Origin of the sequence: Paenibacillus sp. EKM301P (assembly GCF_011800295.1) — a bacterium.
Classification (GTDB): Bacteria; Bacillota; Bacilli; order Paenibacillales; family Paenibacillaceae; genus Paenibacillus; species Paenibacillus polymyxa.
On record NZ_JAALFM010000001.1, the window covers coordinates 845,880 to 870,302 of the forward strand.

At 37.2% G+C, this 24,423-nt stretch carries 30 protein-coding genes and 2 pseudogenes; 3 read left to right on the forward strand and 29 right to left on the reverse strand.

Translation table 11 applies throughout. The features are described from left to right. Positions 1 to 9: 9 nt before the first annotated feature. The 14 genes and pseudogenes from HFD99_RS03815 to HFD99_RS26000 form a co-directional block, all read right to left on the reverse strand. Positions 10 to 231 carry a hypothetical protein gene (locus HFD99_RS03815; protein WP_123797446.1) on the reverse strand — a complete coding sequence of 74 codons (222 nt, stop codon included), beginning with the start codon at positions 229 to 231 and terminating at the stop codon, positions 10 to 12. Positions 232 to 279: 48 nt separating this feature from the next. Beyond that, positions 280 to 1,155 (reverse strand): class I SAM-dependent methyltransferase, encoded by an 876-nt coding sequence (locus tag HFD99_RS03820; protein ID WP_123797447.1) that lies wholly within the window; start codon positions 1,153 to 1,155, stop codon positions 280 to 282. Between the two features lie 48 nt (positions 1,156 to 1,203). Further along, positions 1,204 to 1,701 carry a hypothetical protein gene (locus HFD99_RS03825; RefSeq protein WP_123797448.1) on the reverse strand — a complete coding sequence of 166 codons (498 nt, stop codon included), beginning with the start codon at positions 1,699 to 1,701 and terminating at the stop codon, positions 1,204 to 1,206. An 87-nt stretch (positions 1,702 to 1,788) separates the two neighbouring features. Continuing rightward, positions 1,789 to 2,229 carry a hypothetical protein gene (locus tag HFD99_RS03830; protein ID WP_031461876.1) on the reverse strand — a complete coding sequence of 147 codons (441 nt, stop codon included), beginning with the start codon at positions 2,227 to 2,229 and terminating at the stop codon, positions 1,789 to 1,791. Between the two features lie 71 nt (positions 2,230 to 2,300). Beyond that, positions 2,301 to 2,924 carry a hypothetical protein gene (locus HFD99_RS03835; protein WP_123797449.1) on the reverse strand — a complete coding sequence of 208 codons (624 nt, stop codon included), beginning with the start codon at positions 2,922 to 2,924 and terminating at the stop codon, positions 2,301 to 2,303. A gap of 19 nt (positions 2,925 to 2,943) precedes the next feature. Continuing rightward, positions 2,944 to 3,438, reverse strand: coding sequence for a hypothetical protein (locus tag HFD99_RS03840; protein WP_225164788.1), 495 nt, complete (start codon positions 3,436 to 3,438; stop codon positions 2,944 to 2,946). Between the two features lie 271 nt (positions 3,439 to 3,709). Then, positions 3,710 to 3,907, reverse strand: coding sequence for a hypothetical protein (locus HFD99_RS03845; protein ID WP_225164789.1), 198 nt, complete (start codon positions 3,905 to 3,907; stop codon positions 3,710 to 3,712). Positions 3,908 to 4,696: 789 nt separating this feature from the next. Beyond that, positions 4,697 to 5,482 (reverse strand): aminoglycoside phosphotransferase family protein, encoded by a 786-nt coding sequence (locus tag HFD99_RS03850; RefSeq protein ID WP_123797450.1) that lies wholly within the window; start codon positions 5,480 to 5,482, stop codon positions 4,697 to 4,699. A gap of 50 nt (positions 5,483 to 5,532) precedes the next feature. Then, entirely contained in the window at positions 5,533 to 5,982 is a 450-nt protein-coding gene (locus HFD99_RS03855; protein ID WP_038978047.1) for a hypothetical protein, read from the reverse strand. A 108-nt stretch (positions 5,983 to 6,090) separates the two neighbouring features. Further along, positions 6,091 to 6,981, reverse strand: a complete 891-nt coding sequence (locus HFD99_RS03860; protein ID WP_167440808.1) for a toll/interleukin-1 receptor domain-containing protein — start codon at positions 6,979 to 6,981, stop codon at positions 6,091 to 6,093. Between the two features lie 138 nt (positions 6,982 to 7,119). Further along, on the reverse strand, positions 7,120 to 7,566 hold the full coding sequence (locus HFD99_RS03865; protein WP_017428262.1) for a hypothetical protein: 447 nt from the start codon (positions 7,564 to 7,566) through the stop codon (positions 7,120 to 7,122). Between the two features lie 206 nt (positions 7,567 to 7,772). After that, positions 7,773 to 8,375 (reverse strand): DMP19 family protein, encoded by a 603-nt coding sequence (locus tag HFD99_RS03870; RefSeq protein ID WP_225164790.1) that lies wholly within the window; start codon positions 8,373 to 8,375, stop codon positions 7,773 to 7,775. Between the two features lie 124 nt (positions 8,376 to 8,499). Next, positions 8,500 to 8,913 carry a GNAT family N-acetyltransferase gene (locus HFD99_RS03875; protein WP_090889564.1) on the reverse strand — a complete coding sequence of 138 codons (414 nt, stop codon included), beginning with the start codon at positions 8,911 to 8,913 and terminating at the stop codon, positions 8,500 to 8,502. A gap of 88 nt (positions 8,914 to 9,001) precedes the next feature. Next, positions 9,002 to 9,450: pseudogene (locus HFD99_RS26000) on the reverse strand (GNAT family N-acetyltransferase). Positions 9,451 to 9,961: 511 nt separating this feature from the next. Between HFD99_RS26000 and HFD99_RS03885 the strand changes: the two are divergent. Next, complete coding sequence (locus tag HFD99_RS03885) at positions 9,962 to 10,369, forward strand: hypothetical protein (RefSeq protein ID WP_017428266.1); 408 nt, start codon at positions 9,962 to 9,964, stop codon at positions 10,367 to 10,369. 94 nt (positions 10,370 to 10,463) lie between these two features. On the opposite strand, the gene HFD99_RS03890 is transcribed toward HFD99_RS03885, so the two are convergent. Then, positions 10,464 to 11,033 (reverse strand): TetR/AcrR family transcriptional regulator, encoded by a 570-nt coding sequence (locus tag HFD99_RS03890; protein WP_113049945.1) that lies wholly within the window; start codon positions 11,031 to 11,033, stop codon positions 10,464 to 10,466. 241 nt (positions 11,034 to 11,274) lie between these two features. Here HFD99_RS03890 and HFD99_RS03895 point away from each other — a divergent pair, with 241 nt between their 5' ends. Continuing rightward, entirely contained in the window at positions 11,275 to 12,024 is a 750-nt protein-coding gene (locus tag HFD99_RS03895; protein ID WP_167440809.1) for an SDR family oxidoreductase, read from the forward strand. Positions 12,025 to 12,402: 378 nt separating this feature from the next. On the opposite strand, the gene HFD99_RS03900 is transcribed toward HFD99_RS03895, so the two are convergent. From HFD99_RS03900 to HFD99_RS03935, 8 genes are all read right to left on the reverse strand, one after another. Then, positions 12,403 to 12,753 (reverse strand): hypothetical protein, encoded by a 351-nt coding sequence (locus HFD99_RS03900; protein WP_123797452.1) that lies wholly within the window; start codon positions 12,751 to 12,753, stop codon positions 12,403 to 12,405. A gap of 777 nt (positions 12,754 to 13,530) precedes the next feature. Continuing rightward, the gene (locus HFD99_RS03905) at positions 13,531 to 15,252 is read right to left on the reverse strand and encodes a helix-turn-helix domain-containing protein (protein WP_123797453.1); all 1,722 of its coding nucleotides are present in this window, start codon (positions 15,250 to 15,252) and stop codon (positions 13,531 to 13,533) included. Between the two features lie 108 nt (positions 15,253 to 15,360). Further along, the gene (locus HFD99_RS03910; protein WP_123797454.1) at positions 15,361 to 16,137 is read right to left on the reverse strand and encodes a (2Fe-2S)-binding protein; all 777 of its coding nucleotides are present in this window, start codon (positions 16,135 to 16,137) and stop codon (positions 15,361 to 15,363) included. Position 16,138: 1 nt separating this feature from the next. After that, on the reverse strand, positions 16,139 to 17,179 hold the full coding sequence (locus HFD99_RS03915; protein ID WP_113049948.1) for an ABC transporter substrate-binding protein: 1,041 nt from the start codon (positions 17,177 to 17,179) through the stop codon (positions 16,139 to 16,141). A gap of 699 nt (positions 17,180 to 17,878) precedes the next feature. Next, positions 17,879 to 18,379 carry a hypothetical protein gene (locus tag HFD99_RS03920; RefSeq protein WP_016821718.1) on the reverse strand — a complete coding sequence of 167 codons (501 nt, stop codon included), beginning with the start codon at positions 18,377 to 18,379 and terminating at the stop codon, positions 17,879 to 17,881. A gap of 225 nt (positions 18,380 to 18,604) precedes the next feature. Then, on the reverse strand, positions 18,605 to 19,033 hold the full coding sequence (locus tag HFD99_RS03925) for a hypothetical protein (protein WP_107733220.1): 429 nt from the start codon (positions 19,031 to 19,033) through the stop codon (positions 18,605 to 18,607). 640 nt (positions 19,034 to 19,673) lie between these two features. After that, positions 19,674 to 20,006, reverse strand: a complete 333-nt coding sequence (locus tag HFD99_RS03930) for a hypothetical protein (protein WP_107733219.1) — start codon at positions 20,004 to 20,006, stop codon at positions 19,674 to 19,676. Positions 20,007 to 20,336: 330 nt separating this feature from the next. Next, on the reverse strand, positions 20,337 to 20,540 hold the full coding sequence (locus HFD99_RS03935; protein ID WP_010345194.1) for a helix-turn-helix domain-containing protein: 204 nt from the start codon (positions 20,538 to 20,540) through the stop codon (positions 20,337 to 20,339). A 170-nt stretch (positions 20,541 to 20,710) separates the two neighbouring features. Between HFD99_RS03935 and HFD99_RS25605 the strand changes: the two genes are divergently transcribed. Beyond that, positions 20,711 to 20,998: a hypothetical protein gene (locus HFD99_RS25605; protein ID WP_107733218.1), complete on the forward strand. Its 288-nt coding sequence runs from the start codon at positions 20,711 to 20,713 to the stop codon at positions 20,996 to 20,998. Positions 20,999 to 21,130: 132 nt separating this feature from the next. Here the strand turns inward: HFD99_RS25605 and HFD99_RS03940 are convergent, their stop codons facing one another. The 6 genes and pseudogenes from HFD99_RS03940 to HFD99_RS03965 form a co-directional block, all read right to left on the reverse strand. Next, a complete protein-coding gene (locus tag HFD99_RS03940) occupies positions 21,131 to 21,724 on the reverse strand; it encodes a hypothetical protein (RefSeq protein WP_107733217.1) in 594 nt (197 codons plus the stop codon). Between the two features lie 152 nt (positions 21,725 to 21,876). Further along, entirely contained in the window at positions 21,877 to 22,443 is a 567-nt protein-coding gene (locus HFD99_RS03945; protein ID WP_107733216.1) for a hypothetical protein, read from the reverse strand. 219 nt (positions 22,444 to 22,662) lie between these two features. Beyond that, positions 22,663 to 23,079 carry a DUF2569 family protein gene (locus tag HFD99_RS03950; RefSeq protein WP_058829979.1) on the reverse strand — a complete coding sequence of 139 codons (417 nt, stop codon included), beginning with the start codon at positions 23,077 to 23,079 and terminating at the stop codon, positions 22,663 to 22,665. Between the two features lie 169 nt (positions 23,080 to 23,248). Beyond that, positions 23,249 to 23,751: pseudogene (locus HFD99_RS25610) on the reverse strand (tyrosine-type recombinase/integrase). A gap of 23 nt (positions 23,752 to 23,774) precedes the next feature. Further along, entirely contained in the window at positions 23,775 to 24,044 is a 270-nt protein-coding gene (locus HFD99_RS03960; protein ID WP_123797456.1) for a phage integrase N-terminal SAM-like domain-containing protein, read from the reverse strand. Between the two features lie 79 nt (positions 24,045 to 24,123). Next, positions 24,124 to 24,279 (reverse strand): hypothetical protein, encoded by a 156-nt coding sequence (locus tag HFD99_RS03965; protein ID WP_167440810.1) that lies wholly within the window; start codon positions 24,277 to 24,279, stop codon positions 24,124 to 24,126. Positions 24,280 to 24,423: the final 144 nt, after the last annotated feature.

Below are 24,423 nucleotides of genomic sequence, written 5' to 3' on the forward strand. Positions count from 1 at the left end.
GGCTGTTTGCTAAATATCTGTTTTATGAATTCTATAATGATTATATCTTTCAGCATCTATTTCTATCTCACCAACAAACTTAAAATTACTTTTTTGAATAACTCTATTGGATGATCCATTCTCAAGTAATGCAATTGCATTTAACTCTTTATTCTCCGTATTTTCAAATAAATACTGAATGTCTTCACATTCTATAGCCAGGCTATACGTGGAATTCTCTTTAGAGTGCATAGCGCTTCACCTTTGATTGTATTGGTATTATAATGATTTGCACTAATTTCATTTAACTGTACCAAAAGAAATCTTCATATTAGGCGCGTATACTAACCAAGATTTATCACTGAACTCTTCAGAAAAAGTTGCTTCTGCTTCATATTGTTTTTGAGCTTCCATTTCGTTTAATCCTCTGGCCAATAAATTTTTGAGCACCTCTGAAATATCATTAGGTTCTTGTCCCAAGCCTTCTTCTTTCAAAGAACTATAAAGCATGTTTTTACTTTCCGTGTCCATGTTCTGATCAAGAAAGTTCACCTTATCGCTAACCCTACACCCTACATTTCTTAAGCCTAGCTGGCTTAGCATGATCGGTATTTGGATGCCTATATTTCCGTCCTTAGCCGTACGCTTATGATCTCTCTCATATAACTCCTGTAGAATCCCTAACCGGATGACATCGCTTGGTTCGATTCCGTCTAGATAATAATCCGCCATATTACCAATCCAATGTGGTTCAAAACAGATAACCATTCCATTATCCTGGACACTATCAAGCATCTTTTGTAAAACACTCTTTGGATTAGGCATATGTAATAAAAAAGCATGACTGACTGCTATGTCATACTTCTTTTCTAATTCCACTTTTTCAATATCACACTCTATAAATTCAGCATTATAAGAGAGTTTCGAAAATATTTCATTGGCTTGCTTTATTAATTCCATGCCTTTGTCAATGCCAGTATATGTTGATCCATTTGGTAGCAATGGAAGAAGCTTTAGTCCCAAATATCCAAATCCGCATCCATAATCTACGATCTCTACAGGTTTATTTATCTTCCACATCTTTTGTATAAGAAATTCCAAATAATCATCGTTATAGTACAACCAGCGGGTATTTCTTAGGTAATCAATTTTAATGTCCCAGTAGTATTCAGACATAAAAATCCCCCTAGTTATTTGATTACGTCGCTTCTCCCATAACTTGCTCTAATGACTAAATTCCTTTCTAATCATGTCCTTCTTCTCATCTATTATGTCCTTTAACTTAAAAGCCTCTTTTTCTGTTATTTCTCCATTTATTCTTTCAGCTTCTATTTCTTCTTTAATATCCTCTAATAAGGCTCTTGTCTGATATAACCTCAATCCAGTCCATTCAGAAATAAAAAAATCATCCTCTACCGTACCATCTAGATTGAAGATCAGCCTGTAATAACCTATATGATTTGTTCGATACTCGATTCTAATTTTCACTTCAACATACTCAAGATCTCTATTAATTGGGTCTAAATATTCCAAGCTCTTGATATGTAAGGAAACATCCTCTATTAAGATCTTTAAATAATCTTTATCATAATCCCAAAATAACTCATCAAATTGCTCAGGCTCCTCGAGCCTATAGTTATTTAAATTAAGCCAAAAAGCCTCTAATGCCCGACTTCTTATATTGTGTTTGTCTACCCAATCTCTTAGCTTTTTTACATCCATAAGATTCATCACTCCATAAAGTATTTTGCTGTATTTCAGATAAAGTTTCGTGGCCAAGGAAGCAAAAGCGACCACAGTGTGAATTACTTAATTCAATTTCCCTTTAGGCTCTACTCGAACTAGCACCTCTTCCATAGTCATCTCTGGGGTAATAATTATCGTTTTGTTTAGTTTTCGACTTAGGCTTTTTAGGAAGTTCATGAGTATATCTATTTTTTTCTCTGAGTCTATCTGTATTGGTGAAATATCAAATTCAATAACGCTTCCTTCATAAAAATACCCACAAATATCAATTTCACTATATTCAATAGTTATCCCAATACTTGCTTCTTTTTTAATTCTTAACAATTCAGCAATATCCCTAATTCTTGTAATTAGCCCATCTATAGTCACTCGATAATTAATTTCGTTACTTTCCAAATACTCAAAAATTATAGCCCATATTTGGATGTCTGTATCCAATATATAAATGTCCCTTAGACTTCCATCTTCAAAGAATACTTCATTCGCTACTTCATCGTAATTCATGCAAACCTCCTAACACTCCGCGTTTCACCTAACGTGCTTATATTTCACGAGTCCTCACTATCTATTTGCTTCTAATCTTCGTTCATTCTATCTGCTCGTATCCAACTCATTTCCTCAATGTTTAATAATTCTTTAAACTCTTCTACTAATTCATGCTCAGATTCTAATTGTGTATAGTAACTATTATTTAAAATATCCTCTAATTGTTTTATTTGTTCATTATCCAGTTCAAAAAATCTAAATGTTTCTAAATTGCAATTTGTAAACTGTTTTGCTATTTTCTCATTGTATTCATTAGATCTCAGAACTTCTTCAATTAATTCAATTCTGATTTTGTCCCCTCTAGGGTCGACATATAAAAATTCAATGTGATCTTCCTCTGGATATCTTTGTTCTGCAAGCTTAATAATTGAAGTATCTAATAAAACATATGATATATGAAGACTTGCTATCTCTTGTGAATTGTAAACTACACGGCATCCCCAACAGTGATCTTCAAAATTATAAAAATATAACACTGGGATTTTCTCTGAAATTTGAAATAGACTTTCCGGAATTTCTTCACTTTCTTCTGTGTCTTTGGTTATAAAAACAAACCATTTTTCATTTAAATCCTCCGCGTATACAGGATGATGCTCAAGAATTGCCTCTTTATATTTCAATAGTGATAAGCTTCCTGAAGTCAATTCACTCATTGTTTTGGCTCCTTTTTAGTCATACAAATTTATATTTTGTTAATTTATTTAATTCGATCACTTGTTCTTGATTAAAATAGCCCACTAGGCAGCCCTGATCTAAATTTGAAATATACAATTTCATGGATTGTTCAGTCTTTGTTAACTCATTAAATTTCTTGAATATCTCCATATCCAACCAATCATCCTCTACTTTCATTTCCCATCTTATAAATTCATTCATATATTCAAAAGAGACCCATGCAGTGCTATTCTGAATATCTACGTAATCCGTTATCTTATTTAAATTAAGTTTTGTCATGTTTTCTAATCGCATAATTACTCTTGCATAGTCCCCATGATCCTCAATACATTCCGTATCCAAATACCAAATCTTATCAGATACATTTATAAATTCATCATTTACTTCAACTTCTCCACCTAAAGTAAGTAGTAGCAAGTTGTAGAGATCTTCTTCATATTCACTTCTTGAAGTTTCTTCTAAAAGTAATTCTTTCTTTAAACCTGCCCTCATGAAGATGCCCAATTCAGAAAGTTGGTTTAGTTGATCTTCAAATATTATCTTCTTTTTCTTAAATAACCAAACAACTTAAACACCTTCTTTTTATAGTTTGCGTCCCTTTTGTATAACGTTCTTGTATTCGTCTCCCCCAGGTTGTCTACTGAAAACTCCCCTTCGAAATTCATCCCACAGACCTAGGCTCCAATGCAGCTTTAGCTTGAATATTATGTTAAATGTTGTTAATGATCTCTTTAAATCAACTTATTCACAATTATGTTGTTCTCTAATAATAAGGCTTATAAAGTCTATCAGTGTCAGTATCAATTACCATATCTACTTTAATTTCTTTGTTTTTATTAACTTCAATCATGTTGTAATATTTACAAAGTTCTTTTGGCAATTTATCGATTATTTGTATCTTATTTTTTATATCTAAATAAATCTTTTCGATCTCTTTTAAGGAATAAGGAATAATTTTCATCAGCTTGAAGCACCGTTTGATTAAAGTAACCTTCTATTTATCTATTCTCATTTAATAATTCCCTTCCCATTAACTCTATCTTAGAGGGATGAATGTCTTTCCCTGATTCAACTTCTTAGAAATCTCATCTGGCACCACACAGACTGAAGCGCGTTCATGTTATTAGAAGTTCATTTTTTCCCAAAATACTCCTAAGATGTTGACTCTATATATTCTTTATTCTACTTTTTTTCGTATTATTCAAGTCGATCTGTTGCATGCAACTCATTATTAAAACTATCAATAAAGAAATTATAACTTCCCATTTCAATATCAATAATGTTTCTGGATCAGGATGTAATATACTTTGAGAGGATAGCCCCCAATTCATGTAGTTTAGGGCATGCGATAGTAATGTTGAAGTTGATATTAATATCCAGTTCTCTATAAAGTAATAATTGTTATGATCTTTATTGAACCATCCATTAATGACTACCAAACAAAAAGGAATAATTATGGTTATTCCCATTGCAGAAAAGAAAGTAACAATCCATAATTCTTCAAAAACATTTATCAACATCGAAATGGGGAACAAACTTAGATGAAATATAACTATTGGCAATATGTTAATGGTAAAAAGGTTTCTTCGTATAATTGCAACTAGTTTTGTAATTTCTATCCCTCTTTCTATTGTGTTTTGAGGACTAGAGAATTTCTGATAACGTTTTTGTACCTACGAACCCGAGAGGCTTAAGTTGCAATAGGGCTAACTCTTCAAATACAGACAGGGCGTAGGTGCACATTAATTTTTTATAATAGTTGTAATTTGTCTATAACTTCATTCCGATCTTCACCGTTTACTTCACATACTCGAGCTGCTAAAGTTGGTGCCATCCATTCCTCAAGGACTTTTTGGTTCATTCCAGATAGCATTAAATACTCTCTTAGATACTCTCTATTAAAAAATTCACGATATTCTCTCTTAATTAGCCAACCGGGAGCATTAGACGGTAGTGCATGTGATTGAATCATCATCGAAGTTCTAGTAACATCCGCCGCTTGATTACCAACCACAACATTCATCCAATCAATAATTATAGGTCCATTGGATGAAAGAATGATGTTGCCGGGGTGAAAATCATAATGACAAAGTGCATTACCTTCAGGTAATGCATTAAGAACATTTATAGCAAATTGCTTCTCATATTCTTTAATCACTTCCGCAGTATTAATTTTGTTGGTTAATTCAGTTTTTAGATTTGAGTTAATTTTGATCTCAATGTTATGCATTTCAAAATGAAGTTGCGCCATTAGCTTAGCATAATGAGAAATACTTACTTTCGTTGGTTCTATTTGTTTTAGCATTGTTGGCCCATCAATTTTCTCATAAATAAGACATGACGTGCCCTCATACTCCAACAGGCCAGAATGATTAGGTGCTCTAAGATTTAAGTTATTTATAATCTTAGCATTTTTTGCTTCCTTTTTTGCCTCGTGCATTGAGCGGCTTTGATCATGGAAAATCTTTATTACTTCGGTTTTCCCCCATTCATAGACACTTGCAGTATTACCAATACCAAGTAATTCACCTATCATAATTTGTCCCTTTCTTCGAGTAACAGGACGTTGCGTTTGCTCTCTCCAAATTAACATTCCAACGCTTTGCTTGCTTCTGTTAATTCATCATTGGCCTCTAAATATTTTAATATTTTTTCAATATCATCGTTTTCCATTGTTTTCGTTATAATTAGATGTTTAATATTAAATCCTGGTATTTCCATTTCTATATTAAAGTGATTTACTAATTTTTGAGGGGTTGTCACCAAACTCCATCGTTCACTTCCATCTGAAAAAGTAAGGGTCACCTCCACCAAATCAAACTCCTTTGGATCATCATCAAACTTCCATTTTTCTAAATAAGGCACTTCAATATTTCCTTCAATAAAATGAGCTTTTGATATCCATACTGCTTTTCCATGGTTTCCAATAATTCTATACTTGTCCCCATCTTCTTTTTTTACGATGTATTTATTGCCTCTTGTAAGTGCATGAGCATAAACGCCTATACTCAAACAAGTTATGATTGGTCCCTCCATCAATTCACTTCCATACTGTATTTAATTTAATGAGGTTTCGCATAACGTTTTGTGGATCAAAAGTTGCCAGGTTTGAAGTGTAAATACAATGTTCTTGACTTTTTGAATCTAAAAGAGTTTATCTCCCTTATACCAATTAAATTTACTTATTAATTCTTTTGCAGCTTCATGTATTTCATCACCTCTTGAAAACCTTTGCGTAGAATGTTCAGATTTTTCATTAGAGACACCGTACTGTTTTTTGAATTCTTCCATCAATCTCCATACATACTCATCACATGCATCAACTGAATTTCCTACATACAAATCAAAATCGGTTACTCTCAAATGGTTCGGATTATAAGCTTCCTTAAATGTAGCCATATAAGCGTTTTTATCTCCAACTAATTTAATAGAGATTGATTTCTTTCCAGTTTCAGTCCGTGTATGGAGTGTAATGGAATATTCATTAGCTGTTCCTCCGACCCAAGTTGACCAGTTATAATCAACAGCTCTATCAACTAGCGTTGTTACCAGATTTTCAAATTCTATTATCTTAAATTTCCTCCAATTAACCTTTCTAGACTTAGTAAACTTTCTCCAATTATCTTGGGTGATCGCTTCTGTCTCTTCAATGCCAAATATACTTGCTAATTCGCTGAACCCTTGCTCGTAATTTGTTCTAAAGTCAGCAAACTTTCTATCTGATAAAAAAAGAGGGATACTACATTCCCTATAATAAATGGGCAAAACAAATACTTTTCTAAGTTGCATTTGTTTTGCCCATGCAGCACCTAATTCACTTTTCACCCATTCTGAGTTTAATGCTTCAGGTGATAAAACAATTCCAAGATATTCATTTTCACGAATTCCCTCTTCGATTCGCCATGTAATTGATTCCCCCATCTTTATTTCCCACTTATCAAACCAAACATTGACACCAATTCGTTTTAAATCCCTAGCTAATTTTTCAACAAATGGTTTATCAATACTAGTATGACTCAAAAAAATACTAGACAAATTAACCTTCCTCCTTTTAATAAATTCAATTTTCGTTCCTGTATCTATATATCCCAAGGATTTTTTTGGTAAAATCCCACCTCGAAATCCACCCACAGACCAAGGTATGATGTCTTTGCTTCTTCGAAGCAGTGTACATTATTGTTTTTCTAATATTCCAAAAGTATCATGAATGACTCTTTCATAGTTTGCCCATTCAAAATAAAAGGGACCTATATTTATTGGTTTGTTCTCATGCTCCAATTTGAAATCCTTCCATATTACAATTTCTTCTTCCCTGTCAATTTTCACTGAGATATAACCACACTCTTCATCTCCACACCAAGGACATACAAGTATTGGATATCTATAGTACATATCCTCATGTGGTTTCTTTAGTAAAAAGTATTGAATCATTTCTTTTTGTTGATCTTCGCTTCCCCATCCTAAGGATGGAACAAGATCGTGTTTCTTGAGCATTTGGTAAAGTGATCTTCCATCAATAATTAAATCTGCAAACTTTGTGTTTTTATTTCCATCTTGTTCTGGGTCAAATTCATCATATCGGCTGGAAAGTTTAGTTTGTAGAGTGTTTATCGTTGTCATTGGTTTCTCTCCTTGTTGATTATCTAGATTTCACATAACGTTCTTGTATTCACGAACCCTCACTGGCTTAAGGACCAAAGGACTGGCGTGATGCGCTTAATCAGTGCAGGATTGTTCTGATGCACTTCATCAAGGCCTCGACTGGACCAGGGAATTCATGATGCCCAGCGATCCCGGGTTAGATAATACCAACGCACTTCTGCGAATTACTTACGAACATCCTTAAGCTCTTGCAACAATACAATCCAGTTGTCAGAGAGATAACCAATTAAGTAATCAAAAATATCTCTATCTATTGAATATATGTACAGTCCATCGGCCAATTCTTTAATTCTTTCAAGCAGCCTTTTATTAATTTCATGTCTCTCTTCAAATGGTGTAACTTGATATTGTTCTAATTTTATTTTTCCATTAAGATTAATACCTTCAATAAGATCCCTTATTCCCTCCATAATAGACGAATCTTCTTCCGCTCTAATTAGCTTTAAAGCAGCAATTGTTCCATTCAAGTACTTTCCAGTGGCATTTTCCAGAAATCCGAAAACTCCATTCATTGATAATTCTGTATCAAAATCTATTAACAAAATAATAGTCCGCAAAGATTCTGGTACCTCATAAATTATGCCTCGTATTGAGCTAGCCTCTTCTCCGTAGATAACACTACCCATGTGTTCCACAAGATCTGTAGCCGAAAAGTTATTATGGGGCGGAATTAATAGCTTTATAACATGATTTAGGGTGCTCATCATATTCACCTTGATTTCATAGTTTTGGTTTCGCATGGTTTCGTCTAATATTTCTGTATCCATGAACCCAAAGGGGGCGTCTGCTGAAATCTCTCTTCGAAACCCAACTCATAGACCTAGGCTCCATTGGAGACGCAGCTTGAATATTATATTTTAAAGGTCACTTCCTTCAATGATTTCCTCAACGTTAATTTTGGTTCAACTCCTTTGTCAGTATTATTTCCAGAGGTTCGTTCTCAAGCATTAAGCATCCAGCATCTCTATATCCAAGCTTCCTATAAAAATGTTGAGCTCCTTCATTCGATTGTGTTGAGGTCATGACCATTTCAAATCCTTTTTGTTTCATTAATTCCTCCCAATACTGGACAACTTCTTTACCAATACCTGTTCCTCTGTACTCCTCATCTATCCATATCATATTCATAAATGGTGTGTTGTCCCAAAAAAATCCGTATCTCATCCAACCTATTTCTTGATTGTATTTTCTGATTATAAGGATTTCATTTTCTTTTATTTTTGGTCTTATCAGTGTTTTATGTATGTGCTTGTCTCTTAACGAGATATACTCATAATCTGATTCAATTGCAAAATCAATCTGCATTGTAAGTCCTCCCTTTCATGCTTTTCATTAAATATCTTCTTGGTAACACTTAGCACTGATGTCTCATAACGTTGTACATTACATAAGTTTATAAAGTCTTCTTAAAAATGTATAAGTCACCTTCTTCTCTAACCTTAGTAAACCCACACTTTGAATAAAAGTGATGATTCTTCACACTCCAGCTAGGAGTATCCAGCCACCATTCAGTGCTATCTGGAAATTCAATTTCAATTTTCTCCATCACCTTCGTTCCGATTCCTTGATTTTTAAAATTGGGATCAATAAAGATTCTTCCTAGATTATACACTTGATTACATTCTACAAATATCATAGCTCCCCGATTATTTTTCCATTAAAGAGTATCTTGAAATATTCGCAATTTTGCATCATCTCTTCTTGCCAACTTATGGAATCATATCCTATGGGCCCAACGGTTCCGTTAATATTAAAATGCTTTGATTCATCCTCAAAACTGGCCTTTTGTATTTCAGCAAGTTTTTGTGCATCATTTTTTCTAGCTTTTTCTAATGTCAGCACCCAACATACCTCCATTATTTTTTGTTTTTTATTTTTTTCTTGCACAGGTTTCGTCTAACCTTCCCGTATTCATGAATTCCAAAGGGGTTGTCTGCTGAAACCCTCCTCGAACTCTCCCAGCAGGTCAAAGCTCTGTGAGAATTCTTAAGCTTGAATATTATGTTATCAGAAGTTACCGAACTTCTTCATTATGTATTCAAAATCAATCTGCAATTTTTTGACTCCAAACTGACATCAGTGCTTAACGTAAAGGATAAGGATGAAAATGGAATAACTTCGTCAAACACTAACTTTTAAGTCGAGCTTTTTTATTTTTTATTTTAAAACTTTTACATATTGGAATTATCTCAAGAATATAATCGTATCGATTAGAACAATTAAAAGAGTATAATTTTGGCATATATAATTATTATTGGAGATTATTTCTTTGAAACAGAAGCCTTTCGGTAACAAAATAATTTAGTCCATGGTCGATTTTTTGACAGGGAATTAGTCATAAGGAGATGTAGAAATGGCTGTGATGCTTGAAGTAACATTAATCGGAATTTCTTATGGGCACAACTTGGATGGAGGATCTTTAGAAATATCCGGTGATCTTTATGTGAAAACAATAAATCAAAACCAGACGGAAAAAGAATCTTTTGTTATGTTTTCTACAAATACACCTGTGACAATAGGCGTTGGAGAGATGTATAGAATTGGTACAGCGGTGAGAATTGCTATTTCTCATGATCAACCCACAATATTTGCTAGGTATATAAGACTTGGTGGTTTCTTAAGCATCGGAAGTCCTAAGTATATAGATATAGACTATGTTTATTCTGCAGCTACTCAATATTATAGGGTTATTTTTCCTAATCAAGATGTTAGTAAATCTGCTGTAGCTCAATATTCGATTAGATGGTTACATTATATTTGATACTATTTTCCTAATATTAGTATAAAATGAAAACCTTATTTTTTATTATCTTCATTATGGGTGTCAGTCTCAAACAAACCTCTACATTAGAGGCTCATCTGGACGATTTTCGTTCGTGCCCCTCGACACCACGGTTCAGCAAATTCCAAAATTGTTCAACCATGACCGCTGACGGATATGGCATTGAACGGGTAATCCACCATTCCAATACCCCCACTGCTGCTGAAATTAAAAATTGCACCGTAATGTCCCTGTTCATTTCCTGATCAAGGTTGATCGAATCCAGATGCGCGCTCAGACTTTGCCGAAACATTGTCTCCATTTGGTTCCGAAAAACCGTACTTCCCTTGTTCGTCAGCATTCTTGAATAGAATGAAGCATGCTGCTCCAAATATTCAAACGTGCGCAGTAGTGCGGTTTTGGAAGGGACATGAAAGAAATTATCTTCAGACATACAATTGCGTAGTAACTCGTTAATTTGAGCTTCCATACATTGATCGCGCAGATCGTACTTGTCAGTGAAATGCAAATAAACCGTTCCACGATTGACATTCGCTTCCTCCGCAATTTGATTGATCGTAATTCTCTCGAATTCCTTTTCTGACATCAGCCTCATAAAAGCATCAATAATGGCTTGCCTCGATTTTTGAATACGCCTGTCCATATCCTTCTCCCCTTTGTACCATCCGAAAAAATGAACATTTGGAAGTCCTATGTTGAAAAATCAACAACCACGCTTGTTTTAACCATTGAACCCCATATACCGCTCTGATACATTCACTTTATAAAATTTATGTTGATGATTCAACATATGTTCAATTTTAAAGAAGCCATAATCATGAAAGCTATTGTTTTAACAATCTTTGAGATGAATTTATCCACAAGAATTAGGAGGGTTTTAAAAATTGAAACTTACAGGAAACACGATTTTTATTACAGGCGGTGGTTCAGGGATTGGACGTGCGTTAGCAATAGCTCTCCACAAGCTTGGAAACAAAGTTATTATCTCCGGTCGACGTAAAGAGCGTCTGGAGGAGACGATCAAAGCGAATCCCGGCATGTCTGCAGTGGAATTGAATGTACAAGATCCTGCCAGCATAAAGGCGGTCGCCAAGCAGTTAATCGAAGAATACCCGGATGTTAATGTCTTGATTAACAACGCCGGCATCATACAGTCCGATGACTCGGCGGGCGTGATTGATGAGGATGTTTTGATTTCGACTGTCACGACAAACTTGCTAGGTCCCATTCGGTTAACTTCTGCATTCATCGAACATTTGAAGTCCAAAGAAGAAGCGGTTGTCATCAACACGACTTCAATACTTGGATTTGTACCATTAGCGACAACTGCTGTATATTCCGCGACGAAGGCAGCACTTCATACCTATACGCTGTCCCAAAGGTACATGCTTAAAGACACATCGGTAAAAGTAATAGAAATTGTACCCCCATGGGTTCAAAGCAACAACGATGAACCACGGGCGATGCCGCTTGCTTCATTCATTGATGCAACAATAAAGATACTCGGCACGGATACAGACGAAATTTTGGTGGATGAAGCGAAAATGTTTCGAAATAACCCTGGCCCGAACGAAAATGTTTTTGTGACCCAGCTTAACGATACGATGAATTCTGAACCTACAAAGATCCATTGATCCATCTGTAATTTAATTTTCAAAAATTTAAGCGAACATGAAGTAAACACTCATCTCCGTCTACTTCATGTTCATTTTACTGCAACTTGTACGTGGAATAAGAAAAAGTGCCAAGCGGGCACACCCATGTTTATTTCTTAAATAATTTTGTTGATTTCACATAACGTTGGGTATTCCCGAAGTTCAAACAGCTTAAGGCACGTAATGCCGGGTGGCTCTGCCACTTAGCTGGTTGAATTTGTCCGGTGAATTTGCTCTTCCGAAATGCCTTTTCTGGACCAAGGGTCGGGCTTGTCTCGGCCCGATGCTTGAATGTAATGTTATGCAAAGGTACCATGAATTCATTGAATCTACTTAGAAATCCTGTTTAATTCACGATCACCATTCTCTCCATTCTTCTGTAATATCTTGATCCTCCTCAATTTCTAATCCAGCTAATCTTGCTGCCTTGTCTATAAATTCAGCCAATTCTTCACGTTCCATCGTTTCAATAAAATAATCGTTCGATTCATTCAATTCATTAAAAGAAATTACAATTTCTTCTACAGCCTTCATAATACTTTCAGGATATTTAGTTTCTTGTAATAATATTAATTGGTTTAGATAGTTATCCAGGACTTTATCAGACATTAATAATCTCTCTTCCGTAAAAAGATCATCTCCGTATTCAACCATTCTTTTGTTCCACAATTGAGTTGGTTTTTCATTAAATAGGTCCTGTAATGTCATTGGGCATATCCCTCATTTTCTTGTTTTTGTTTTAATAGATTTTTAAAATTGTTGCATAGTATTTCGCATATGAGTTTGCTTACTAACTTGCTTTTCACTTCACTTATCTAATTTTTTCTTTGATTCCTCTTTTTTCATCTGTTAGTACACCCTTAATGAAAGATCAAGTACGGTCAACATCTGGTCAGTACAATTGGCTTGGAGGGTTTATTCCCTTCTAAGTCTCAGATAATAAAAACCCACCTTCGGCTCTTAACCTTTAGGTGATTTTTTACCTTCTCTTGTTGTTATTGAGGCATGTTAAAAATGCAAGAATAGATGTCCAAAATAGTAACATTAGAGTCATCGCATCTTTTACTTCCATGGTCTCACTTTTCGAAGGAAAACCATGCCCACCCAAGAGTCAATTGTATCTATATTTTACCTGTATTCACATTCGCAAACAAGTGTTCTCATTTATTTACTTGTATTTTTCTTTTATTCTATTTGTTATCCATCATTTCTAGCATATAACGCTTCTGTGTTCACGATGTCCCTCTGACTTATGCGAACGAAATGAGCGGCCGCGGTGCGTATGTGTCCGCCTGCCCCCACTCCCTGGCAATCCTCTTTGCCGGACCGAGGAACCGCCAAGCTCCGATGCGTGGATTTGATGTTATCTGATGGATTGGCCATAAAAAAACAGTTCAACTTTCCCTCTATGACATAAGGCAAAGATGAACTGTCTTTAGTTCCTGTTAAAATCTCTATGCGCACAAGTAGCAACTTCTTCTCCCATCAAGCCAACAAAGCCTGAGCGATCTGATCCACAATGCCATTGATGCCTGTGGGTCCATAACAGCCGATCCATGTCGCGGCATCGACCGAGTATATGTGCTGGCGCTCAACGGTATCAAGCATTCCCCAGACACGTTGCTCTGTCGCGGATATTCCCTCCTGCATGAGTTCATGGCTAAGCAAGAAGTAATGGCTAGCATGTACAGCCGGTAGTCTGTCCACTGAGATGTGATAGGCCGTGTCGGAGGTATCTGCCACAAATAACGGAACAGGCAGACCTAGATCATGGTACAGCACAGCCCCTGTACGATGAGAGGCAGAATGCACGCGAACCAGAGAATCCAGCGGACGGATCAGTGCCACGCTCTTGCCTGCCAGTACGGGAGCAAGTTCTTCGGACAGCAATGTGGTTCGTCGGTGATAATCCGCTATAATACGCTTTGCCTCTTCTCGTTTGCCTGTCAGTTCACCGAACAGAGTCAGAATAGTCTGCCAGTTTTCATTGCGCTTAAACATGAGAACTGGAGCGATCCGGCTTAACTGTTCATAGTGCTGATCATGCACCTCGGTGCAAATAATCAGATCTGGAGACAGTCGTTCCAATGCAAGCAGGTCGGGATACTCATATGTTCCGAGTAATTCGGTATTCTGAAGTCCTGCCCTGATCATTTGAGGGAAATGTAACACTGCACTTCCTAGTCCTACACTACCTGCTGGAGAGAGCCCCAGCGCAAGCAAATGATCGGCATATTGCACATCGAGTACAGCGATACGCTTCGGAGATCCGATAACATAGTATTCCCCTCGCATATGGCATATCACCGAGCCTTGAGCCGACTCATATGAAGAAGCTGTGTGGTTCCGCTGCAAGGAATGGGCATAGTCTATATCTGCTTTCGAAGCGGCATCAAGCCTATAACGCAGCGGAGGGACGCCATAATATTTCTTAAACGCCCTACTGAAATAATACATGTCACGATAGCCCATTCTGTCAGCAATTTCACCGATGGGAGCATCCGTATGACGCAGCATCCGCGATGCACTCTCCATGCGCAACTGAATGACATACTCAATCAGTCCGAGCTGCTTCTCTTGTTTGAATCGTCGCTGCAGCTGTCTTAAGCTGCATCCAGCAAGGGCTGCCAGCTCTTTAAGCTTCAGATTCTGGCGATAATGCGACGCTATATATGAAGCGACAACATCCACCATGTCAGACGCTTCTCCTCCATGACCACGTTCGTAATCCATGATCAGTTCGTAGATCATACCCTGAAGCAACGCATTGGCATGAAAACGTTCCATCCCTTCGCCACGACGCCATTTGGCAACGATTTTTTCTGCATTCTCAATCCATACTGCTTGGGTTACCGAATTTTGCACAAATGAAGTGCGCAACGGGTGTTTGCGATATGAAGGCAAAACAAGAGAGGCTCCCTCCATGGAAGAAGCCTTGTACATGATCACGATATAATAAATGTTGTCTGATCTGGCCGTCAGCGTTAAGGATGTCCCCTTAACAACATGACCAGCAAAAGAAGCTCCAATGTGGCAAACCTCACCATTCATTGCAAGCTCCCCTTCCCCTCCGTATGCCAGCAACAACACATTCGAAGTTAATTCCGTTTCACGAAGAACACTGCCTGTCTGCAAAGTACCGCTATACTCGTCAAGCATCTTGATCGTTGTATCACTCCATAGACTTGTCTGTTCTTGTAGCGGCATTTCTCTCATCTCCTGACAATAGCATCCTTTGCTAGAGTGACTCACATGACTGGGCTTAACCAATTAACTACAACCAGGCCTGTTAGCAAAGTAAAATTGTTGCTGTTGTCATTTTAATTGAGATTTATTCTCATTGTCAATTTTCGGACATTTTTTGCAATATTCCCCTGACATCTGGTAATAAAAACAACAGGTGGTACGCTTGCTTTTCACGGCTGGAATGCTGTCCTTATTTTTTATGAACCGAGTGAACGGATTTCTTTTTACACCGAACAAATGCCCGGGCGCTCCTTGCGTCAGATATGAAAAATCTGCCTGGATGTGCTGACTTTCTTGCTCAGCATTGTCTACTTCAGGAGTATATAATGGGACAATGCGTATCATGATATTCTCCCAAAGGATACTCATCGAAAGAGGAGCAATCGCAGCAAGCGTCTTTAACAGCGGTGCAAGGCGTAACGCAAACATCTCCTTTACCACCTTTTCCCGCCATACTTCCCTGTCTCCCGTTAGTGCTTCTGCCCGAAGCCCGTTCATAGCCAGAAAAGGAAAACGCGTCTCCCCCTCATTAGCTGTGAGCGTCGGATGATAGAGAAAGCTGTTGTCTAGCCGAAAAGAAACATGCTGATGATGAACGGTCATCGCGGTCAGTAACGGAGCAATCCACAGGTAGCCGATTCGCTTAGCTAACATCGAAGCAGCTACCCTCATGTCAGGCGCACCAATATACTCTTGAAGCCAGCTTAAATACTCTCGGCATGCAGCTTCTTCATGTAGTTGACTCAAAGCAATAATACGGACATTATCTTCAGACGGCTCACCAAGCCGAATCGAGTGTTCATCCATTGTTTGCTCCCATAAGTCAGTCGATAGATAATGGTCCATTTTAATTCGATCCCAACAGTGCTTCCGATGCCTGATCTACAATAATATTAATTGCAAGTGGGCCATAATAAGCGATCCAAAGTGTAGAATTAACATCATATGCACGGTTATTTTTGACTGCATCAAGGGATTTCCATACTGAACTGCTATCCAAAGCCTCTGCCTCTGCCGCAAACAACTCATCAGACAGAACAAAATAATGATCTGCTCCAATCTCAGGAACTTTCTCCATCGAGATTTCAACGGAGGTATCATCTTTGATCTTCTGGACTAATGCAGGCATTTTTAAGCCCAAATCCTCATACAGAATGCCGCCTGTACGATGCTCAAGACCATGAACACGAATGCCTTCTTTTCTCGGACGAATAAGTGCTACCGTTTCCTCTCCCAACTTCTCCGACAGCTTCTCCTTCAGTCCTGCAATTTTGTCCTCATAAGCCTTACGCACAGTTTCTGCCTCTGCCTGCTTACCTGTGATCGCAGCCACCGTAGCTAACGTATCTCGCCAGTCCTCGTAGAAGTCAAGTACAATTGTGGGCGCTATTTTGCTTACACTCTCATACTCTTTCTCTTGAAAATCAGTCATTAAAATAAGATCCGGGTCCAATGCTACAATCGCTTCCAGATTGGGCTTGTCCCGTGTACCTAAAACCTGTACGTCACCCGGCTTATCGCCTAAATATTCTGGAAATGTGGTATTGCCTTCAGCGATAACACTGCCTGCCGGCTGCTCGCCAATGGCTAGCAATTGATCCAGAAATTTGACATCAAGCACAGCAATTTTCTTTGGTTTTTCGTTAAGCGTATACTGACCCTTCATATGCGAGATCGTAACCGGGAAGGCTCCGGCAGTCTGAGACGCTCCATTCGAAGGCGTGTCCGTTGGAGTTGTAGCAGACTCATTGCCGCCATTTGTACCTGCTCCGGCACCGCAAGCCGTCAGTACTAGAACAAGGGCCAGCATCCAGCCCATTAAAAATCGTGATTTATGGTCAGCATGTGCCATGCTTCCGGCAGCTTGCCTCTTTGTTCCTTTATTCATGGTGAATCCTCCTTATGTATGATAATGATTTTCATTATCGAAATATAAGGCGAGTATAATATATCTCCACATCGCGTTACCATGTACTTTTGCGACATTTCAGCCGGACTAATGCGACATGTAAACCGCTATATCTTCATTTACAATTCTATCAGCTCTTTTACTAATTACTGCATAATCATCGTCTAACGTATCAAGCCAACAAAACCAAGAATCTCCCATTTTTTCTTTCCATTCATTTGGGAGTTCCGTTATTTCTAATCTAGCAACAACTATTTGATCTTTATTTTCTTCAAAAGAATATTTTTCTTTTCATTGGTTTCTACCTCTTGCATCAATGTACATTCCATATCCATTTGTTCCATTGAAACTACAACAGAGGTTTGTATGATAAATTTGTGGGTACTCTTCATTAAATTCTGAATGTGGAAACTCATAAAATGTTCCTTTGGATTCATAAGCCATTTTCGGTGAAACATCTATCTTTAATACCCTTTCATCCGCAGATATTTCTAAAACATTTTGCTTTCTCCTTTTATCAAGTATTTCCTATAACGTTCTTGTATTTATGAACCCGTTAGGGGGTGTCTGCTGAAATTTCTCTCCGACACCCTTCTATCAGACCCAGGCTCCAAAGGAGCCGTAGCTTGAATATTATGTTATGTGATGCCACATCTTCTTCGAACTTTCTACCTACAATTATTTATGGATTTGAACTTTGATTTTAGATATTTGTTTATCTATTAAATTATAGATTTTTTCGATTTCATCTTCTTTGATCTTATTTTTTACCAATTCATTTTTAATTTCTTGTTGAAGTTCAATTAACGCTTTAAGTTTCAATGTTATATACCAGCCTGTCCATTCCGTAACTAGGCTATCGTCAAAGCATTCGCCATCGGTATAAAAGAACATTCTATAATAACCTATTCTCTTTTTTTTGTAGTAAATGTCTAACGTAGATATAACCTGCTGGGAATAGTGACTGTCTGCAATCTGATAATCGGAATGAAAAATAGTTTTATACTCAATTGTATCTATTGAAGGCTTAATATCTTCTAGATTCAATTCATCAAAAAACAAACTAATTTCTTCTGGACATTCTTTCATGTAGTTATTGAATGTTACCCAAAAACCTTCTAAGGTCCTATCCATAATTTTATGTGTATCAATCCAGCTCTCTAGCGCTAAATTATCCAATTGAATCATCCATCCTTTAAAATCTTATGTGATTTCACATAACGTTTCTGTATTCATGAACCCGAGAACCTTAAGCCCCAACGGGGCGGCCGCGACGCGGTTAGGTTCGCAGGTTTTGTCCGCCTAGATCCACTCCATTGAAAATTCCTCGGGAGGATCAAGGAGCCGTCAGGTTCCGCAGCGTGAATAAGATGTTATGTGATGTCGACAACTTCCTCAAATTAGCTAAATGCCTAGTACTGAAATATAATTTTGGGATTTCAATCGCTCTTTAATCCATGTTTGAAATTCGTTAATTAATTTCCTCAGTTTTTCAATGTTATTTTCATAGTCTTTTATAAATTCATCTTCACTACATCCAAAGAAAAAGCCAATATGCTCTTTAAGTGTATTCATTTCGGGTTGTCCTTCAAGAAGATTTATTACTCTTTCTAATCTCCCTAGGATTCTCCACCAAATTTCCTTTTGAATCTCATTAAAAGCATAGTGATCATAAGTAGTATATTCACTTTCAATTGATTTCTCTATAAAACCAAATACTTCTTCGGTCAAAAAGATTGAAGTATCATTCCAACATTGACCAAGATATCTACCCGGCAAAATTTCAATATAACAAGTGCCTTCAAGTTCTTCTTTATTTCTTATTATCTTCATTGTGCTTACCTCTTAAATAATATCGTCGATTTCACATAACGTTCCTGTATTCACGACCCAGCACATGCTGGGTGTCCGGCGAATGCCGGACCTAGGACGAAAGTCCGCAGCGTGAATATTATGTTAGGCGATGGTATTCGTTCTTGAATTATTGTTTAGTTTCTAAAGCCATTAAGTTAATATCATTCAACCGAATATAAGGCTTATCATTTTTATTAAAGTATAATGTTGCTATAAAAATACAATAAACGCCTTTATTCCAGAGTATCTTTTTCAATTTGGAACTATTAGAGATGCTCTCGCTTAATAAAACAGAAAATTCATATCCTTTTCCATCCCATGCGCCACAGTTTAAAAATTGTTTATTCGATGAGATTGAATTAACTTCGCCCCAAAATATTCTTTTTTCTCCTTTGAGTGAATGATCTGCACTTTTAAAATCTATAATTAAATCAAAAGGATCTTTGTAGTTTTACCTTCAAAAATTATTGGGATATCAATATCATCTAAAAGATTATGAATCGCATACTTTAATAGTTTTTTCAATGTAATTTTACAGGACTTATGTTAAGCGTTGCTTCTGTCTTCCTGAGTTGACTTCATTTTGATCCTTTACTGACATAAATCTAATTTCTTGGTTCTAATTCTTGGCATACCAATTTAAAATCTCTTTATGCGTTCTTTCAATCTTTCTGTTAAATCGTTCTTTGTGCTCTTCTTTAATATCGTTGGGATCATATCCATACCATATCTCACAATTGATCAAAAGATCCCGAATCCCATCCATCGACTCCTGAAAAAGCAACATTAATATTTCCGTAGTTAAACGATCATGTTCGTCATCAGGAGCACCACCTTCAACTAAATTCACAGGATCAAATCTGTTAACGATTTCTCTTAGTTCTAAAAATGTCTTTGAATCTTTTGAGATCTTTATTTCACGATTCTCTTTAGAATTATTTCCGAAATCCATATATTCCCTCCGTGATAAATCTTTAAGTCCACTTTAACGTTTAACAGGCTTAAAACCTGTAAAGTGTTTGCTTTGTAGATTACACCTCTTGTTCGAATCCGCTTCGTCGATCTTGGTAATTCCTCGACTTTGAATCGTTCTTAAATGCGCTCTTCTAGAAGTTGCGCTTAACGTTCCTGTATTCATGAACCCGTAGGGTTGTCTGCTGAAATGCCTCCCTGAAACCCATCCAGCAGACCAAGGCTCCATCTGGAGCCGCTGCTTGAATATTATGTTATACGATGGAATCACTTCTTCGATTAACCAGCATCCATTCTTGATTCTAATCTTTCATTGTTCTGCTATATGTTCCAATAAATCTCCTGGCTGACAACCTAAAGCCGCACATAATTTATCAATCACTTCTAACGACACATATTCGTTCGTATTGAGTTTCGCCATTGTAGCAGACGAAATACCTGTCATTTTCAATAAATCCTGCTTCTTAATCTCCCTGTCGATCAATAATTTTTGAAAAGGTTTATAACTAATCATCTGATATTCCTTTCACACATCAAGTGAATTTTCTTTAATTATATGAAAGTATATTTTCTTTATCAAAAACATCTTCAACATGTATTGACTTAATTATTTAATATGATAAAATTATATTTAATAAGTTGAAGTTTTATTCATAAAATCAAATACATTGAATGGTGTTCAAAATGCATAATTCTTTAGAACTCTTACTTGATTCACTGATTCATACTCGAATTGAATCTTTATATGGCGAGCTTATCAAAAACAACTCCAGCTACAACCAAATCTCATCCGAACGGAATCTTTACTTCAAGCAGTTACATGAAGGAGTACCGGAGAATATACAGAAGACCCTATTCCTTTACGATGATGCTGAGCTTTCTGTTCAAGCTATTTTAGAACGTGAAATTTATTTGCAAGGTTTTAAGGACGCTCTTCACCTGCATAACGAATTACATATATCTTTAGATTGAGAGCCTTCTGGCTCTTTTTCATTTTGATTCTGTCGTATAACGTTCCTGTATTTACGACCCAGCGTATGCTGGGTGTACGGCTTCTGCCGGACCAAGGGCGCCCGTAGCGTGAATATATTGTTATCGGATGTTCTATTTTTCCAGCGAAAACCCTCTCAGAATTTCATTGTCTAATTTTTCTTCTAAGAGTTTATTAAGAGGTTTGTCTCTAGGTTCTATACATATTTCATCTATAATTATTTTAATAATATCTTTAAATTGTTCTTGTATAGTTGTAAATGGTATATACTTACTAGTGGTTTCATTGATCTGTATTTCTTCCCCATCTCTTGTGATTAAGATCGCCTCAAATTTATACTTATTCCAAATATTAATATATACTCCAAACCGATATTCAAGTGGTTCCTTCATCCAATCCTCTTTGAGCTTAATTATATCTAGTCGCTTATCATGAGGATTTTTCTTAACCTCAACAACTAAAAAATTAAATTTATTTGTTCTTCTTTTATGAAAAATAATATCGGGTCTTTTATTTTCATAATTTCGTTTTGTTACATCAACTTCTTTATTCAACCAAAAAATATACTTACTAAGTTCGTTACACAAATGATAAGTTAAGTTCCATTCTGTCATGCCTGTTTGACTTGTATAATCAAAGAAGTCATGCTCATTCTCAAAAAAGTTTTGGATAGACGAATAGATTATATTTTTCACTAGGTTTTCCATGAATTTCACTCCTTTATGGAATTTCCGATAACGTTCCTGTATTCATGGCGTCCGACGAAGTCGGATGTGTCTGCTGAAATACCTTCCCGAAATGCATCCAGCAGACCAAGGCTCTGTGAGGAGCCGCTGCTTGAATATTATGTTAAGTGAAGTTACGGGTTTGATCTCTTGGCTTCAACTTTGTGTTTCAAATTTCTTGAAAATTCTTGTGCAGAATTTTGGACATTTCCTGTGTACTCTATCTCAGTTGCCAATTCAAAAATATAATCCTCTAAAATTTCTTTTAATTCATCTCCACTGCAAGTAACTTCTTCTCCTAGAAAGTATGTAATGACAGCTTCTTGCTGAGTGTCAAAAGTTAATTGCCATATCTCTTTACATTTCTCTTCTGCTCTATCCATCAATATACGTAAAGCATTTTCAGCATGATTCACTGAGTCAATTGCTTCATCTAATTCATCATCATTGATATGCCCTTCTTGTGTTATCTCCATCCAACTAGCTGGATAAAAACACTCAAGACTTTCATCTAAGTTTGAATTCAAATCCGAAAGCCTGCCCCAATATTCGCAAAAATCAATATACTCGGCGGTGACCATTTCAATTGCCTCTATCCAATCTTCCTTCTTATTAAAATCAAAAGGATAACTTCGATGCTTCATTCCAAGTATATGATTCAGTTGCTTTATTTTTTCTTGTTGGTCTTTTGAAATAAACATGATTATTTACCTCCATAAATAAGAGTTTAGTAATTTCACTTAACGTTCTTGTATTCACGAACCCTCACTGGCTTAAGGAGCGAACGCGCCGGGTCCGACGGACTTAGCCAGTGCAGGGTTGTCCGGCTGCTTCCACTCCCCCAAAATGTCTCTGCCGGACCGAGGGCCGAATGGCCCGATGCGTGAATATTTTGTTATCTGGTGCCAATGCCTTCTTGATTAACTTTCAAATGTTGCTTTGACTCGTTTTGAGTTTTTAAAATACAAAATCCATATTGATCCAAAAATAATTGTAGAGATTAAACTTGGGAGTTCATCTATTTTGTTAATTGTGAGAATGAAGTTTAAAAATCCAAATATTATAGTGATTATTTCAATTTGAATTATTATATTTGGTCCTTTCCTTTTCTTCTTCAATATAAGCACTAGAGAAACAATAATTAAGACTTCAGAAAATAAATAGATTCCGACAGAAATAGTTCTAGCAAGATTCCAACCAATTGTTCCAACTAACATATAAATATAAAATTCGAAATAAAGACCTATTAAATTACTTATAAGTAGATAAAAAGAATAGATCACAAAGAAAAGCAGCCAGCCTTTAATTCCACTCATACTATTCTGAGATAATTGCATTATTGGCTCCTTAATCTTTGTCTTTTATTTGCATTGAGCATTGGTTTCAGATAACGTCTTATTTACGAACTTCCGAAAGAATACTCTCTTCGTCATATTCACGAACTTCGTGAATCCTGCACTTTTCTCCTTATTCCCGCACTTTCTGCGTTTCAATCCTCCAGCCCGCTCATCCGATCCAACGGACTTTAAATCTGCCAATGTCCCGCCTACTCACATGTGTATACCGCTCCGTCGTTCGCACACTCTGATGCCCTAGCAGTTCCTGAATATAGCGAAGATCAACCCCATTCTCCAGCAAGTGGGTCGCAAAGGAATGCCTTAGCGAATGGATACTCACCTGTTTGCGAATGCCCGCTTCAGCCAGCACTTTTTCAAACACTTTCTGCGCTGAACGTTCAGTCAGGTGGCGGCCTTCCCTCTGCCCTGGAAACAGCCAGTCTGCTGGCTGCTCCCCCCTATATACTGCTCGACCACCGCAAAAGCCGCTTCGGATAGCAGCGTTTGCCGATCCTTCCTGCCCTTTCCCTGACGAACTTTCAGTACTTTCCGTTTACGGTCGCAGTCTTCAAGACGCAACCTCACCACTTCGCTTACCCGTAGCCCGGATGTATACGTCAGGTACAGAATAGCCTTATGCTTTGGATTTTTCACTGCTTTCAACAGACGCATAACCTCATTCAGGGACAGCACATCTAGCAGTTACTCTCCTTTTTCGGACGAACATAGGCGGCGGATTTGGGCTGCTTTAGCACATCGCGAAAGTAAAATTTCAGCGCGCTGATCGCTTGGTTAACATAAGCGTGCGAAAGGCCTTTTTCGAGCAGCGCCAACGCGTATTTTTGCACCGTCGCATCATTTATGCTTGCTTCGTTCCCTTGCAATCCGGCAAAAAAACGTTCCGTTTGCGATATGTATGCTTTAATCGTCTTGCTGCTGTAGCCCCTTGCCGCCGATCCAGCCATTCCCGGATGAACGGCAGCTCTTTATCCAAGCGCTCGTCGCACTCGAACTTGCAGCTCCGATACGCTTCCAACATGCTTTCTACAGCTGAGATCTATAAGGAATGGTCCATATTTTTTCGTCTGGAACCCATTTCCTGCTCGGTATGGATCGAATCCCTTCTCGCTCCTTGACTCCGTATCGCTCCAACCGTACGCCGATCGTTTTTTCATCCCGATAAAGTAGGTTTATCTTCATCTCACTTGCCTCCTTAGTATATCAGCCGTTCAAAAAATTGGAAATCTAATTTTACACAAAAAAAGGGACTTAAGACGGGTATTCATCTTAAGAACCTGATTCTTTCAGAGTAAATTATTGATCCTTAAAGTTCAATTTTCATCA